Below are 14,859 nucleotides of genomic sequence, written 5' to 3' on the forward strand. Positions count from 1 at the left end.
CGGTGGTATAACGGCTACCCCTGTTTTCCTAGTAATTCGATTGGTATTGATTACTCCTTAACACTCAAAATTCAATACCTTTCAGCGTCACCGACTTGTCCAATGCTGGCACTCTCATATCAGCTATAAATACTATTACCCAGTGAGTTGATATGCTGCGCCAGCGCTATACCCGTAACTACCCTAGCGACATTCTTTCGCCACAGCTCGTTCCGACAGCAACGTATTATGAGCGCCGATTTACTCTCGCAGATTTTCCAGTCGACCAGCTCGGTGATATTGAGCCTTGTGAGATTGAGGTAGGGTTCGTATCAATTACCCATAAGCGCGATGTTGCAATTACTCTAACCAATGGTAATCCCAACATTGTCGTGTCAGAGCATAGTAATCGTTCGTTCAAAATTGCTAGCGCCCTCTCCCTAAGTCAATTCAATACGCTATGGCCAACGACATTTGGCCAAAATTTAAACCTCACTAGATACATATCTAGTGGCCGCGGTTTGCCGTATTCAGTTGACCGTTTTCAGGATCACCTGAGCAGCTTGATAATCGTTCGATATCAATTTGAGGCTGAACACGATGCTCGGCAATTCGTTCCGCCTAAAGCGGTCTTACGCGAAATAACATCATCGATTGATTATCAACTGTCTACGTTGGCCCATATCGGTATGCCTGCGTCATATACAGATGATGTCACGCTCCGGAAGGGGCGTGTTTCGAGCCAAAGAGTGGCCGTCTAGCTCCAGGACGGTGGTTTAACACTAATCAGTTCGTGCACTCGACGCATTTCGCGGATATCTCCGGTAATTTCATGCAAATTTCTCCAATCGGCTTTGAGTTGAAATGTTTCTTTGACAAACTCATTGGCATGTCGAAAAACAACAAGCTTGTCATGAGGAATATGTCTCGGGTTATCGGTGCGGGGCATCTGCCTCAAGGCCCAGCCATGACCTGGATATTGGGGAGGATCTCCTGCCTCCCAACGTCGCACGATAGTTAACTGTACATTGTCGTCAAAAACCCAAGCAGAAAACTTGAACTGCAATCCACGAGCAATATCCCCCCCTAAGTAACTTGGTACAAGATAGGGGGTCGGGGCAAAACCCTCCCCTTCAGCGAAGTCATAAAGCCTTTTGGCACCAACCACACGTTCTGTTGGCATCAAGCGTTCACTGGCTTCGATGGACTTGACTTCCGTGTCCTCATACAGCTTAAAAAAACGCTCGAATATCTGCGAGCAAATTTTTGAAGCAGGGTGATCCCAAGCGGTAACTTTGGAGCCTCTTGGATTTGCTGTGTGTAAGTAATGATTAGAGTATGTATAGGCTTTTGCAAATACTGCGAAGTGCGGAGCTAGAGTGACCATCACATCTATCGGCCCCCTCTCCTTCCAATCTGAACGTGCAATGTAGTTGCTCATGTGCGGCCACATTGCTTCGCATTGGTTTCGAACCGTTCGCGCATTTCTCCTAAAAACATCCTCGCTTTGTAAGTAAGGAACAATATTATTAAGGTGACCAGTCGCTTCATTCAGGGCTGAGGCCATCTCACTTTTGTTTAGCAACCCAGTCATTATTGCCGGCAAACGATGAAGAATAGCGATAACTTGATCCAGACGCTGGTTCAGCTGATCTATGCGTTGAGAAACATTTTGGAAACCATCGGCGATATCGTTTATTAACTCCCGATCCCCGTCATCAGCGCTCCTCATCAGCCAACCTGTGACATACATGGTTGCGATCTCCGCAACCAACTGCCAAGCAACCTGCTGTTGAGTATTTATTTTTCCACCCATGATCTCCCCCCAAGAAGCATTGTTTAAGTACGCCCGACGCGAATGGTTACTATTTGAACAATAGTGCAGTCGAGGTTGATTGCAAATTATTACCACGCGCCTTCGTACCCCACTCATAAGCAGAACAAACGAACACTGTTCGTTCGTTAAATCGTGTTCGTTTGAAAGAATGCTGATCTCGCGTTAAAATCTACCCAAAGGCTCTCGTGGGAACGGTTATGACAGACTCAGTGATTCAAGATGGCTCTATTCAAGATAGAGTGGCGGCTATTTGTAACGAACTATATGCCGAGGGAACAAAACCCTCAGTCCGTAGAGTTCTTTCCATGCTTCCGGATGTCAGCAGCACAAGCACCGTTCACAAATACTTTGCAGCATGGAAGAAAGAGCTTGAGGCTAACCAACAATCTTTATACGACAGGCTCGGCTTCTCATCGGAATTTACCCAATCCTTCATGCGCGAAATTACTCGTTTTGGGGTAGAAGCTGAGCAGCGCTACAGAGAGCAGTCACAAGATGCCAATGAGCAACGTGATCAAGCACTGGACGATTTGGAGAAATCTGAAGAAAAACTTTTTAAGCAAAACGCTGTACTACAACAGTTAGAAAAGCAGGTTTCAGAATTGCAAAATGAGTTGTTAAGCGTGCAAAACGACTCAAAAGTTGAGATGGCTCGCCAGCGCGAGCTAGCTGCAACAAATCTTGAAAAAGAGCAGGAATCGCATTCAGCAATTGTCCACGAACTGCGAACACAATTGACTCAAGCTACCGAGGCTAACAAAGCGCTTACCGAGTCCAACGAAACACTCAGAACAGAAGTCGCCAAAGCGAATTTGAAGCTGGAAGGCAACGAAGCGTATGTAGCGGAAGTGAAAGATCAGATAAAAACCCTAACGGCAGAGAACAAATCTCTAGCGGCCGAAATTGCGACACATATTAGAGTGGAGGCTGGTCACGAGGCGACTCTTAACGGTAATGACACTCTGATTAAAAACTTGCAGCGGCAGATACAAAAGCTCGAGGAGCAAAACGCAACCGTGGAAAGTGATAACTCTCAGCTCGGTAACGAGTTAAATGATGCTAGGAGAGATATTAGCGGCCTAAATACGAAAGTGAGCGAGCTTATGGAGCGGTTATCTGCAGAAGCTGAAAAACACGCCCAGCAAAAAGCTAACTTTGACGAGCAAGTTCGAGCCCATGAGCAAACTGAGAAAAGTAATGCTGCAACGATAGCAGGAAATGAAAAGCTAATTGCACAGCTGGAAAAGTCATCCGAGCGATACGAAGCCGAGAACCAGTCATTGCGCCAATCCGTTGAAGATCTGTCTAAACCAAGTGGTGACGGTACGAATTAATCTTGTGCTACGTTTTCGGTTTAAGCGGATTATTCTGAACGCAATCGGTCACTTTTCACGCCAGCGCCTGATGTAACCTGACACGTTACCCTGAATTCATGTAGCAAAGGTTTAGGCTGATTCAGTGCATTAGAATAAATAGGAAAGGAAACCAGATGATAAGATTGAATCACGGACTCATGAAACGTTGGTTTGGTGCGATTGCAATGCCTTTAATATTGTCGAGCTGCGCAACCACGATTCAAGAGGAAAACCAACCATACGAGCAACAGATTTCACAGTTGGTAGCAACCGCGTTGAAGGTTGATCAAATCGACCTGAAAGGCATATTGGACCACAGCTCGGTCGAGTGCGATCAGTTTACCTACCAATGCCATGCTTATAGCTACGGCAAGAAAGCCATCGGTGAAGCGCCTGCATTTATCATGCAATGGGATTCACGTTCGCCCAACATTAAAGCTGTTAAATTTCGGTATCGTCTCAAATACATCGCATCTGATTGGTTGTTCATTCGTAGCGTTGCAATTGGTACAACGGACGGTGAGCGTTTCTTTGACACGGTCGATTGTACGCGAGAAGTGGGTTACGGTGGCTACATCCGAGAAATATGCGGAGGTAATCTCAGCAAGCAACAATTACAACAGCTTATTCCACTTATCTTGTCAAAACAGCAATATATGGTTCGTTTATTAGGTAGCGATTACCGGCATGACTTGGAAGGTGAAGAACTAGACAAATTCCGAGCGAACATGGGTTGGCTTGAGGCTATGATGATTATTGTTGGGAACGCAGTTTTAGAAACTAAAACAACAGACTAGAAAAGCGTGTTCTATTTCGGCGGCCATCAACTAGATCATGCGCTGCCGAATGCGCAGAAATACGCTCTAATGTTCAGGGATGAGTAATGTGGATTTTAGCGTCATCCCCTTATTTATGTCCATCTACGTGCTAGCTGGCCTAGCACGGTCCCACTAATAAACTGTTTCAAGGCATGGCTATGGGCTACCTTCAAGTAATGGTACAGGTAAAGGCATCAGATAAATGGACCTGTGTATTTAGAGATTTATCACCGGAAGAACTTAGAAAACTTTTTGTTAAGCCATTCTTTCAGGGGAAATCAATATTCTATGATGGTGAAATTCTTCAACCTCATAGCATTTCACAAATCAAGATCACAGAAACCGATAAGCGGCATACTGAGGAGCTAAGTATCCTGAGAGAAAAGAGTGAATCTGAAATTAAAGAGTTCAATAGCGCTGATTCTGGGGTGGTTTTGATTAGCCTTGGCTACGGTTACGAAGATTATGAAGTAATGGATAGTGGCAAAGATGTTACCTCTCTCTATATTAAAGCGCCTTCTGTTTTACACGGCTTTGTCAAAGAACCTTGGGTGGTATCTATAGTTACTGGTCTACTTCTGTTGTTGGTTGGGGCAATTTTTGGCTTGTAAGGCTTCCTTGTAACAAGGCAAATCAAAGGCGCCCCTGCGCTCTGCAATTTTCAGTTTCAGATCGTTTATGAGCTAGTACGGTTCAATCGATACCTGGTGCGCAATACTGCCAACGCCCTGCCCGAAAACACCAGCAGCCATATGCTTTATAGGTAGCTCTATAACTGACTCCGCCTCCTTAGGAGTGGTCGAGCAGCCAAGCACAACGACGGCCGATGCTGCCAAGCAAGCTGCAACACCGGCAAGTCTCGCTGATTTTTTAATTTGACGTTCAGGCATATTGATCTCCGTTAGGTTATCGGCATGTCTGACTTACTCAGTAGTGCCGGTTGCCTGCATATTACGAATTAACGGGCTTTAACCTTTGGTTGTTAGAGCCGTTTTTTTACTGCGTAACACCGGAGTCGTCATGTGCTGCTGAGATATGCTGAATTGAATTATTCAAACAGGAATTTGCAATGTACCGGCCAGCCCTGCTCTCATCTCTAATCATTTTAGTGACCGCTTGTTCTCAAACTGACCCAGCAACGCCAGTCGCCGAGTTTGTCGATGTGCTCACACCACCAGCACCACTAAGTTCGGACCAACAAAAGCGCCTCACACACCACTCGTTTTTTATTTACGACGAGGCGACTTTGAGCCGAGAGGACTTTGAGAGTGTGCAGGCTCATGCTCAATACATTGCGCAGAACAAAGAGTTGATCGTTCTCGTTGCAGGCCATGCCGACGAGCGAGGAACTGACGAATACAACCATGAGCTAGGAATGCGGCGGGCGCAAGCCGTGGCCAGAGCGCTACGACAGAACGGCGTCGCTGAGCATCAGCTTATATTGCGTTCCTATGCGTCCAACAAACCAATCGCCCATCGAGGCACCGAGCATAGCCACCGACTGAATCGGCGGGCAACAATTATCTATTAGCGAGTTAGCGAGATGGAAGTTGCCAACGATTAGCAAGTTGCGCGTTACGGCTTCTGATTTAGTTTCGTAGGTACCAACTGAACAATACATGATGCCTAATGAATTTGCGTACCTACTACACATTGTTGATGTTTCAGAATCCCGCAGAAAACAAAGACAAGTTCTATGAAGTAACCATTAATTCTAGCTATAAAGATGGGATTGAAAACCATACCGTAACCACCTGTTATGGGCGCAGAGGTAGCGCAGGTACGACAAATAATATTGGCGACTTTGGTTTGCTAAGCGCAGCAGTGGCAAAAGCAAAAGCTGCCACATCTAAAAAGCTCAATTCAAAACGAGATCGGTACGAATTAGAGAGCAGTAACGATCAAACTAGCCAGTGGAATACCGAACGCCAGAAGGTAGCCGAGCAGGAGCAGCAAAAAAGCCAAGCAGCCAAGCGTGACGCTTTAGCCAGCTCTCTACAGCGCACCGCGCTAATAGCAATGTCTCGTCCGACTGGCGCCAACCTTGTGGAGTTTGCTTATCTTGACGATGATGAATTAGTCGTCTGTTGCAAGGCAGATAGCAATGGGGTTGCACTGGGCATGTTCGACCTATGCGAGATAGTTTCTGATGAAAATGTTCTAAAGGTTGTTAGTAACAGCGGTGACTACACAACCATGAAGGTAAACGTCAGCAAACCGGAATGGCTGTCGGCCGATCGGTGTTCTCAGTAGCGCGTTTCTTAAACCGAGGAACAATGGGTTTACAAAACGTAAAGGAGATTCATCATGACAGCAATTCTTGTCACCGAAGACCTGACTATTCACACTGACTCTCAGGTTTCAGACGGATGGGATAACTTTGTAGGAGACTATGAAAAAATCCATCTTGTGGGCCATTTGGTCGTCGCGGGTACCGGTCGTCGCGTGATTAAAACGGCGTTCTTGCACGCTCTAGAAAAACAAATCAAGACCTCCCCCAATAGCACCTACGAAGTATTGATGAATTCCATTTCTGAGTTAGATCTCAAGCATTGGAAGGCGCTAGTGTTGGACACTCATAGCAAGATCCTATACTACGTTGCGACAGGCGGTGTTGCAGATGTGCTACCTCCCATTGCCATAGGTGGTGGCGAGCGCGAAGTGCTAGCAGCATACTTAGCGTGCGGCGATGTTAATAAATCATTTGCAGTGGCTTCCAAGCTTGACTTGCAAGTCGGCGGCCCTGTTCAGTCGTACATACATCAAGAAGCGACTTGAATTTTCCTTGTAAGCAGGCTCAGCTTGAGTAATTGCGTTGAACTTATCGCTATCAATTTTCCATTTCAAGCAATGCTACAGCCTGATCAATAAGCTGTAGCGATTTGCTATATCCTTTACGAGCCACAATAGATTCAAGCTCAACATTGGCAGCATCTAGTGCTTGGACAACATCGTGAGCCCCGCAATAGGAACACGTCCACGTTTGAAGCCACATCCCACACTCAAAGCAGCGAGCTATAACTCCTTGCTGATGGCGCGACAACGAGACAGCAAGGTCATACCTGCTTAGAAGGCGCGGCTCCACAAATTCCTCGGCTGATGACAAATAGAGCAGACGAAACAAATTCACAATATTCTCGATGCCTGGCGGACAACTTTCGCTATCAAGTAGTCTCGACCATTTACCATGGCAGTAATCGTGAGCTACGCGCCAAATCACTTGCTTGCGAGCATCGCTGTTAACGACAACGCTATGGATCAATCCTTCAAACGCATCCTGTGCGCCGTTTCGTTGGTCTACGTTAATGCGTGTGTAAATTCGCTCTGCGACTTTAAATAGCCGCTCATCATCGCATGTGGCACCAGCTGTCATATCGTTTGCTCTGGCAAATTAAGGGGATCTTCATGGTAGCGAGAGCTGGGTTCTATGAGTTGCTCGAAACGGGAGTTGTTTGTGGGTGTTAGAGGTAGTGTGCTGGCGCCGAAGCGCCAACTTTAAAGGTGTAGAACGACCGGTGCTAACTCGGCATAAAGCCGCTTTCACCGTATCCGCATGTCGTTAACATCTGGCGAACAGCCTGAGCGTCAGACGTTGAGAATTGCAGTCCATATTGCCGGACAACTGCTGCAAATCGAGCTACATACTGACAGCGATATTGTTGGTTGGGGGGTAGCCATTCTGTGGGCCCTTTGGAGCCCTTTTGCCGATTAAGGCTCAGCGAGACAGGCTGCAGATTTACCGGATCATTCGCAAACTGAGCTTTTTTGCTTGTTGGCCAGTCGGCGCCACCATGGCGGTGAGCCCATTCAAGTGCGACAATTTTGTCGATATCTAAGTCTGACGCTTTGTTGAATGTGTGCCCCGAGTAAGGATCGTACCATTCTCCAAGGTCGACAATGCACCCCTTCGTCCGACGAAATGTAACCACGACTTTTGAGTAATTTATCAGCGTTTCCGCGCGCGTGTTCTGACAATCTGAATCATCATCAAGCCAGTGTGGCCAATCCGAACGGCTGTATGTGCCGCCTTGTTCGTTCGCGCTCGACGGGCTTGCAGCAATGGCTGCACTGCTTGCTATCAGAGCAATGCCTGCTACCAACGCTCCCGCTACTGAAGACATTAATATCGATTTACTACCCATTTACTACTCACTTTAATGTGAAAAAGAGGAGCTGGACTCGCTCAATGTTCGATTGATTTCTACGACCTTAGCCAGCAACCCTCGAAGGCCAGATATAAATGAATCGACCGACGTTTGAGCCGACAATATGAAGTATTTTTCGCAGATCAGGGAGTTAGACGACTGATCGAAATAGACTTTGATTTGCAGGTTGTTTCGATTGAGTTCGTTTAAGAGTTCGAGTTGAGGGCTTGCTGAATATTCATGAGTAAACGAAAAGGCGAATGCCGACGATGGCTCCTGCTCTCCCCAGTCTCCATCCATGGCAACAACATGCCCTTCAAACGGACCAGCGGATAACATGAGTTGATTCCTGCCGTTCTTAAACGCTTCCCCCCATTGAGCATGCTCACCAAAAACGTGCTCACAGAGTACAGCCTGCAAGCCTGCTGGCGTTAGTGACTCAAGTGAGTCGGTTAACTGCATTGAGCCAAAGTCATCGGCGTCATCAGTATTCGCCATCTTAAAAATCCTTTTATAAAAAAGTTGGCAACCCTTGTGTGAGAGTCGCCAGATACTCAGAACGGCTTATGCCTGAGGTTTGGTTGAATTCTCAGGCACATCTTGCGCCGCTCGCTTTTCGTCCATCGATTGCTTGTGAGCAACCTGAGAGCGCTCAATCTCTCGATCATGACTTAGCTTAGCGTCCTCAATGCGCTGAGTGCGGCGCTTGTCCAAGCGCTTTTCTAAATCATCAAAGGCGGCGCTGATCTTATCTTCTCTTGAAAGCAAACGCTGCTGCTGAATCACTTTATTGAATTCATCGTATGGTAACCGAAGCAGGACGAAAGCATGGTACTGGCCATTAATAGGTTTTACTTCTTGTTTAACCACGTCAAAACCAACAACAGGTACATTTTCAACAAGCTTGTCGATAAGGCTTGTGTACTGCTCCTGCGTGTCCGTCGTTCCATTATCTTGCTCGTAGGAGCGCTCTGAACCACTAAGTTCTTGGCGATAAAGTTTGGCTAATTCAAACTCGGCCTGAAGGCGCGACTTCTTGAGTGCAATATTAAGATTAGAGCTTTGGCTAATGCCGACACCATACATGCCCGTAGCATCCGGGCGAAGTGGCGAAAGCACCCACTCTGGCACCAACTCTAACTGTTCTTCAAGTCGATCTTGATTCGCTTCATTGCGAGATTGTTCAGCCTCCGCGCGCAGACGTTCAATTTCCAATTGCTGCGCATACAATTCTTCGCTAGGTGTTGTACTGCAGCCACTCAAACCCAAACCAACCAGCGCTACCAATAAGCTAACTGTATTCTTTGTCATTGTTGCTCTCCACGACATATAAATTCCAACTCATCAAAGCACGGGTTAAAAAGTGCGCTGCTTAATTGGCAACACATCCGACCAGTTAATTGTAACCCGCTATTCTCGTCCAACCAAATTACTAATATCTGCCTCAATCCATCCTTAAGGCGATAATTTGAGTGTTTAAGCATGCAGTTAACTTGGTCGTTGCGTCATACAATCGACCGCTCAAACTTCAGGAGTCATCATGCGCAAACCGATACTGCTCACGTTAATGCTGCTTGCAAGCCCGCTCTCTACAGCTAACGCCACCACTGATGATCGAGCTGTCGCCGTTAACGTTGCCGAGGATCTTCAGACGTACTTACAACAAAAGTGCGCCGTCACAATTTCGAAGATCGAGCTGGTCAACGATAGTCCGTTGTTTCGTAAGCTATTGGCATATCGTGTTCTTGATATTGAGGGCAATCGGCAGCAGCTCTATCAATCGTCACTTAATAAGATGACGTGCCCGCATGAACCGACCGGCTCTGCGGTATTGCCATAACGCTTTCATCTGGCAATTCCATCGCCCTTCGCTTGGCGATAAATTCGGCCGCATCTTGTGTGTACCCAAACAGTTCAGTGATTTTAGCGAGCGCATAGAATTCGCCTCTAGTGGCTCCAGAGAGAAGGTTTTCAAGAGTTGGGAGTGGGATGCTGTAAATGTCATTCATAGCTTTACCTTGCCAATTTCAATCAAATCCGTGATCAATCAAATTATAAACCAACACCGTCGGTATAAATTTGATTCACACCAAGAGCTTTTAGCCTTTGCCACGACTGCGCGCTGTTCACCGTATGAGCATAGGTCGCAACATTTAACTTCTGGGCCAACCCTGTACGAGCCATCCGAACGGGCATTGTGATCGCATACAGCGGCATGGTTTCGCTAAGGCGAACAATTTGCTCTTGTGAGCCTTCATACCGATAAAGCGTCCATATAATGTCTTTAAACCCTAGCTGCCTGACGAACTCGTAGTTTTCTGGCTGATAGAGCTGTGGAATAAATCGATCTAGCTGTTCAGGGAAAATCGATGCAAGTATTTGAAGTCCCTTTAAGTTGTCAGTTTTTACATCAGTGACAATCTTGGCATGTGGATTTTGTGCAAGCCAGGTGGCCAATGTCGCCATGGTGCATGCGTTAAAACGTGTTCTTTTACCAACCCACGTCAATGCGCGACTCCAAAAGTCAGGACGACAAGTTAACGTCCCATCCACCTCGATAAGATCCAGCTCGAATAACTTGAATCGTGCAGCATTGAAATCCAGTGCCTCGATTGAGTTCGTGTATGTGCGCCCATCAATCGCGCCTCCAGCATGTGCAATTTGCGGGCGTTGATGTTGCTCCGCTGCAACCGTAGAAAGCGATGCGGCCAAGAGCGTTATGGCGGTTAAACCGGCTTTAACTAATCGGAACACAATTGATATTCAGTGATGGTCAATGACGCTAGTTTATTGGTTCACGGCGGCGTCATTGGTGCGTTAGCAAATCAAATCCACCTCGTTACACGGAATGGTTGGCTAGTGGCGCAGTTCTAAATCAGTGAGATGCTTTAGTTATCAGAGTTAATGGAGAGACATTCATGGGAACCGCTGAAGAACTATCTATCGAGAAGCACTGGCTAGATCGTGTTGGGCCAGCTTACGATGCGGATGGTGAGCCAAACTTTCAGGATGCGTCAGGCAATCTGATAGAAGGGATCTATACCGACTTGCCTAACAATGTTTATCACTCGCTACCTGCGATCTCATCAAGCAAGCTTAAAAAGTTTGCAGAATCCCCTGCTCACTATTATCGCCAGTACCTATCGGATATCGAACGCGCTCGCACGCTGACTCAAGTTCGCACTTTTGACACGGGTTCAATGGGTCATGAGTTGGTATTAGAGCCAGAAGGCTTTCATGACCGCTATTTCCGTCTGCCCTTAATGCACGAAATTGACGATGTTCTAGTGACAATTGATGACTTGAAAACAAAGTGTGAGGAACTGAAGCTAAAAACATCTGGGAGCAAACCTGAGCTGATAAAGCGCCTGTTAGAAGTTGCCCCTAAGCTACCTATTTTCGATGCTATCATCGCTCAAACCCTGCGCGATAACGTCGGCGCTCAAGCCTACGCGGCCGCAGAGAAGTTCATTAGCGAGGCGAAAAGCAGAATGTCGATAGTGCGCGCATTCGAAGATGAATCGATTAAAGAGTTGTGCGACAAGATTCCGTTGGATGGCATTATGTGGGATGACGCTCACCGAATTGCCAAGTCAGCTAAAGATCACCCTTATGCGGACAAGCTCATCTCCAACGGCTACCCAGAATTAACCGTCATCGCTCGCGATCCGCGAACAGGCCTAATGTTAAAGGTCAAATATGACTGGTTGCGCTTCGATTCTATCGCCGTTGACGTAAAAACCACACGAAGCGCAGCTTCCTCGGGGTTTGCATATCAGTGTGCAGATTTGCGCTACGACATTCAGCAAGAGTTCTACAAATATGTTGGAAATCTGGCAGGCATCCCTATCAAGATCTTCGTCTTTATCGCCATTGAATATGCTGATGCGGATATCTGCGAACCTTATGAATTAAGTGATGATGATATCGAAGAAGGTTATCGCGACCTTATGGGCTACCTTAGCAAGCTTGAGGACTGTCTTAAACTGGATGATTGGTTTGGATACACTCGCCGGGACAGAATCACTGTACTTAAGCTTCCCGCTCGCCGTCGATAATCTCAAGGCCTCGGATATCACTGAGGCTTTTTTCTAACCACACTAAATCCGGCCTCTTTGCCTTTATCGGTACATCCGCATTCTAATTAGAATGCGGCTATTCGTTCGATTAACTCGGAAAAGCTAATGAGATTTGCTCTACGTTTTTGTGCGCTGATAGGAGCTTTTGGCACCATGCCACTGGCTGTCCGATTAAGTGGCAACACATTCCAGTGGACCCCTTATCTGATAGGAATAACTGCACTGATTTTTGCAGCTCAAATTTTACCTCGCCGCGGGCGTTGGATTTTGGCCTTCCTGTCCGGCCTCTTGTTGACCGCAGAGTTGGGCAACATCACTGCTCTTGGCCGACCAATTTTTTATGACCAAGTGCTAGCTTTTATTGAGTCTCCAATTAACACATGGCACACCTCGGCGCCTTACCTGCTTTGGTGGATGTGGCCAACCATGGTCATTGCGATTGTCGCGCTCACGGCATGGTTTGGCGTGACCTTCAATTGGATCCGCGAGCAACGCACGGATACTCGAATGCGCTCCACGATTTTCTGTAGCACCTTGGCTGTAATAGCCACCTTCGCCGCCAGCTCAGCAACACTGATGGACGTCACTTATAGCAGCTTCCCACTATTTAAAATCCCACAATCACTTAAATACAAACACTCCTTTGTTTCTGCAGAGCGCCAGATCCCTACGGCACACGTCACAGCGTCTAAAGCGCCCAATATTCTCTGGATCATAGGGGAAGGCATGGACAAAGAGGCAATGAGCCTCTACGGCTCTGAATTTGAAACAACACCTCATTTAGAAGGTTTGCTCCGTGACCGCCAAGGTTACTACTACCGAGATGTGATGGCGCCTGGCAAATTTACAGTCATGAGCCACTACCTACTTCTGAACTTTACCGATCCGGAACATTTCTCAGTCTCGACGCCCAGCGTTTTTGGCTACATGAAATCTGCAGGGTACCAAACTAGCTATTTGAGTAGTCGTTCTCTGCGTTGGGGACGGCTGAACCAAGCTGTTTCTAGCGGTGTTGATAAGCATATTGATGTCAGAGCCCTGAAACCTCGATCAGACTTGTTGGCCGGTGTTGATGATGGTCAATTTATAGAAAGCGTTCTTCTGCCTCATTGGAACGAATCGATTGATGCTGGACCAAGCTTTGTAGTGTGGCAGATGAACGGCTCCCACCTACCCTATGCAGACAAAAGCCCTGCCGAGTTCAAGAAATTCGATGATGAGTATCTGAATAGCGTGCTCTATTCCGATCACAATCTAGCCAAGCTACTCAGTGAAATAGACGATCAGACATGGATATTTTTTATCTCAGACCATGGAAAGAAAAGCATGAATGCCGATACCAATCAGGTACCAATGTTTATCATCCCACCCGCTGACACACAGCCAGATGTCCGAGAGTTTCTACGCCTTAATCAACAGGCGCCGATTGCGGGGAACGATATTTCGTTGACGTTAGCTCGCTTGGCTGGCCATACGACCGTGCATGAACTGTCGTTGCCTTATTTTTCACTACACGAGGAGTTGGCTGCACAAGGAAGAAGTCGCTATTCGTGTGCGTGGGAGGGTTCGTTCTTCTTATTCATTGAAACATCCAGTTGCCAAAAGACTGTTGGCCGTGACCCTAAAAGTTAATAGCCCTGAGGTTGTGGCCGTAACTACTTTTTGTTGTAGGTTTTAATATTCAGATGTACCGACCCACTTCCGGTTGGAAAATGCCGACCACATTGGTCCTACAATATCGCAAACACTGACGCGTAACGGATCTAACTCTAACGCCAACCCTTGCCACGAAGGGCTCACGTTTTCTGGCCAGACCGTGAGAGCATCCGCGTATAGCTGAATGGTTTCTTCGTTGCGTATGGGGTGGAAAAATTGTGCGGGCTCAGTGACTCCTGAGCAATGAGAATAAATGACACGTTGCCGCTCGGTCACCCGCCATACATGAGTCATCATGTATCCGACATTCGTTTCTAACCCGCGCCGCTGAGCTAAAATGGCTCCAGTGTCGCGGTCAATCAACTGGATAAACCCGACTGGGCGACGCTCATATAACATCTGTTCTGGGCTATCGTTGTACATATAAAAAACCGCAGCCGGTTACAATCATTTGCCTGCAGGCCCCAAAATCTCGCTCCAGTTCACATTCAATGACTGATATGTCTCTGAATTGAGTTTTTCAAAGATTCGGAACATGTATTTAATGCGGACTTCCGGTGTCTTCGAGTGATAATCACCAACACCTTCAATTACGTGTCCGTCCCGGTTATCAATTTTCTTCTTTAAAAACCAAGCCGCGACATCGATGTTGGTACACGGTCGTGTGGCTAACTCATACCAACCGACGTCAGGAAAGTTGGTTTTAATTTCATTCAGATTTATCGTGTTGATTTGCATCACGCCTAAATCCGCAGAGCCATTTCGATTAGCCTTTACCGTGCCCACCTTACCCGCTTCAACATCCATAATCGCACGAAGCATAACTTCTGGAACTTGATGCTTTTTTGCTGATTTGGAGAGGCATGATTCGATAACAATCGGATTCGGCTCAAGCTCAACCAAGTCCACTGGTGGCAGTTCAAACATGATTTTCTCCTCTATGGCCAACGCTTAAGATAGCGAAGTACACCAGAGGGGGTGCTTGCCTAA

Annotated in this window: 19 protein-coding genes; 10 read left to right on the plus strand and 9 right to left on the minus strand. The window is 46.9% G+C overall.

Going from position 1 to position 14,859, the window contains the following annotated elements:
• The first annotated feature begins 152 nt into the window (after positions 1-152).
• Complete coding sequence (locus K0504_RS09720) at positions 153-740, plus strand: CYTH domain-containing protein (RefSeq protein WP_220103996.1); 588 nt, start codon at positions 153-155, stop codon at positions 738-740.
• On the opposite strand, the gene K0504_RS09725 is transcribed toward K0504_RS09720, so the two are convergent.
• The gene (locus K0504_RS09725; RefSeq protein ID WP_220103997.1) at positions 737-1,795 is read right to left on the minus strand and encodes a hypothetical protein; all 1,059 of its coding nucleotides are present in this window, start codon (positions 1,793-1,795) and stop codon (positions 737-739) included. The two genes, K0504_RS09720 and K0504_RS09725, sit on opposite strands and share 4 nt — an antisense overlap.
• A gap of 218 nt (positions 1,796-2,013) precedes the next feature.
• Between K0504_RS09725 and K0504_RS09730 the strand changes: the two genes are divergently transcribed.
• The 3 genes from K0504_RS09730 to K0504_RS09740 all read left to right on the plus strand — a co-directional run bounded on the left by K0504_RS09730 (position 2,014) and on the right by K0504_RS09740 (position 4,600).
• A complete protein-coding gene (locus tag K0504_RS09730; protein ID WP_220103998.1) occupies positions 2,014-3,150 on the plus strand; it encodes a DNA-binding protein in 1,137 nt (378 codons plus the stop codon).
• Positions 3,151-3,305: 155 nt separating this feature from the next.
• Positions 3,306-3,968 carry a hypothetical protein gene (locus K0504_RS09735; RefSeq protein ID WP_220103999.1) on the plus strand — a complete coding sequence of 221 codons (663 nt, stop codon included), beginning with the start codon at positions 3,306-3,308 and terminating at the stop codon, positions 3,966-3,968.
• Positions 3,969-4,147: 179 nt separating this feature from the next.
• Positions 4,148-4,600, plus strand: coding sequence for a hypothetical protein (locus K0504_RS09740; protein ID WP_220104000.1), 453 nt, complete (start codon positions 4,148-4,150; stop codon positions 4,598-4,600).
• Between the two features lie 72 nt (positions 4,601-4,672).
• Here K0504_RS09740 and K0504_RS09745 read toward each other — a convergent pair whose 3' ends face one another.
• Positions 4,673-4,879, minus strand: coding sequence for a hypothetical protein (locus K0504_RS09745; protein ID WP_220104001.1), 207 nt, complete (start codon positions 4,877-4,879; stop codon positions 4,673-4,675).
• 179 nt (positions 4,880-5,058) lie between these two features.
• Here K0504_RS09745 and K0504_RS09750 point away from each other — a divergent pair, with 179 nt between their 5' ends.
• The 3 genes from K0504_RS09750 (at position 5,059) to K0504_RS09760 (ending at position 6,767) form a co-directional block, all read left to right on the plus strand.
• The gene (locus K0504_RS09750) at positions 5,059-5,520 is read left to right on the plus strand and encodes an OmpA family protein (RefSeq protein WP_220104002.1); all 462 of its coding nucleotides are present in this window, start codon (positions 5,059-5,061) and stop codon (positions 5,518-5,520) included.
• Positions 5,521-5,618: 98 nt separating this feature from the next.
• Positions 5,619-6,242 carry a WGR domain-containing protein gene (locus K0504_RS09755; protein ID WP_220104003.1) on the plus strand — a complete coding sequence of 208 codons (624 nt, stop codon included), beginning with the start codon at positions 5,619-5,621 and terminating at the stop codon, positions 6,240-6,242.
• A 54-nt stretch (positions 6,243-6,296) separates the two neighbouring features.
• Positions 6,297-6,767: a hypothetical protein gene (locus K0504_RS09760; protein WP_220104004.1), complete on the plus strand. Its 471-nt coding sequence runs from the start codon at positions 6,297-6,299 to the stop codon at positions 6,765-6,767.
• 52 nt (positions 6,768-6,819) lie between these two features.
• On the opposite strand, the gene K0504_RS09765 is transcribed toward K0504_RS09760, so the two are convergent.
• The 4 genes from K0504_RS09765 to K0504_RS09780 form a co-directional block, all read right to left on the minus strand.
• Entirely contained in the window at positions 6,820-7,362 is a 543-nt protein-coding gene (locus tag K0504_RS09765) for a flagellar transcriptional regulator FlhC (protein WP_220104005.1), read from the minus strand.
• 145 nt (positions 7,363-7,507) lie between these two features.
• Entirely contained in the window at positions 7,508-8,131 is a 624-nt protein-coding gene (locus K0504_RS09770) for an HNH endonuclease family protein (protein ID WP_220104006.1), read from the minus strand.
• A 12-nt stretch (positions 8,132-8,143) separates the two neighbouring features.
• Positions 8,144-8,632: a hypothetical protein gene (locus K0504_RS09775; RefSeq protein ID WP_220104007.1), complete on the minus strand. Its 489-nt coding sequence runs from the start codon at positions 8,630-8,632 to the stop codon at positions 8,144-8,146.
• Positions 8,633-8,698: 66 nt separating this feature from the next.
• Positions 8,699-9,445: a hypothetical protein gene (locus K0504_RS09780; RefSeq protein ID WP_220104008.1), complete on the minus strand. Its 747-nt coding sequence runs from the start codon at positions 9,443-9,445 to the stop codon at positions 8,699-8,701.
• 229 nt (positions 9,446-9,674) lie between these two features.
• Between K0504_RS09780 and K0504_RS09785 the strand changes: the two genes are divergently transcribed.
• Positions 9,675-9,974, plus strand: coding sequence for a hypothetical protein (locus K0504_RS09785; protein ID WP_220104009.1), 300 nt, complete (start codon positions 9,675-9,677; stop codon positions 9,972-9,974).
• A 212-nt stretch (positions 9,975-10,186) separates the two neighbouring features.
• Here K0504_RS09785 and K0504_RS09790 read toward each other — a convergent pair whose 3' ends face one another.
• A complete protein-coding gene (locus K0504_RS09790; protein WP_220104010.1) occupies positions 10,187-10,888 on the minus strand; it encodes a PI-PLC domain-containing protein in 702 nt (233 codons plus the stop codon).
• A gap of 164 nt (positions 10,889-11,052) precedes the next feature.
• Between K0504_RS09790 and K0504_RS09795 the strand changes: the two genes are divergently transcribed.
• Together K0504_RS09795 and K0504_RS09800 are read left to right on the plus strand one after the other, a co-directional pair.
• A complete protein-coding gene (locus K0504_RS09795; RefSeq protein WP_220104011.1) occupies positions 11,053-12,192 on the plus strand; it encodes a PD-(D/E)XK nuclease-like domain-containing protein in 1,140 nt (379 codons plus the stop codon).
• Between the two features lie 126 nt (positions 12,193-12,318).
• Positions 12,319-13,845: a sulfatase-like hydrolase/transferase gene (locus K0504_RS09800; protein ID WP_220104012.1), complete on the plus strand. Its 1,527-nt coding sequence runs from the start codon at positions 12,319-12,321 to the stop codon at positions 13,843-13,845.
• A 42-nt stretch (positions 13,846-13,887) separates the two neighbouring features.
• Here K0504_RS09800 and K0504_RS09805 read toward each other — a convergent pair whose 3' ends face one another.
• Positions 13,888-14,292 carry a hypothetical protein gene (locus K0504_RS09805; protein WP_220104013.1) on the minus strand — a complete coding sequence of 135 codons (405 nt, stop codon included), beginning with the start codon at positions 14,290-14,292 and terminating at the stop codon, positions 13,888-13,890.
• 24 nt (positions 14,293-14,316) lie between these two features.
• Complete coding sequence (locus K0504_RS09810) at positions 14,317-14,796, minus strand: lytic transglycosylase domain-containing protein (RefSeq protein ID WP_220104014.1); 480 nt, start codon at positions 14,794-14,796, stop codon at positions 14,317-14,319.
• Between the last annotated feature and the right edge of the window lie 63 nt (positions 14,797-14,859).

Origin of the sequence: Neiella holothuriorum (genome assembly GCF_019457915.1) — a bacterium.
Classification (GTDB): domain Bacteria; phylum Pseudomonadota; class Gammaproteobacteria; order Enterobacterales; family Neiellaceae; genus Neiella; species Neiella holothuriorum.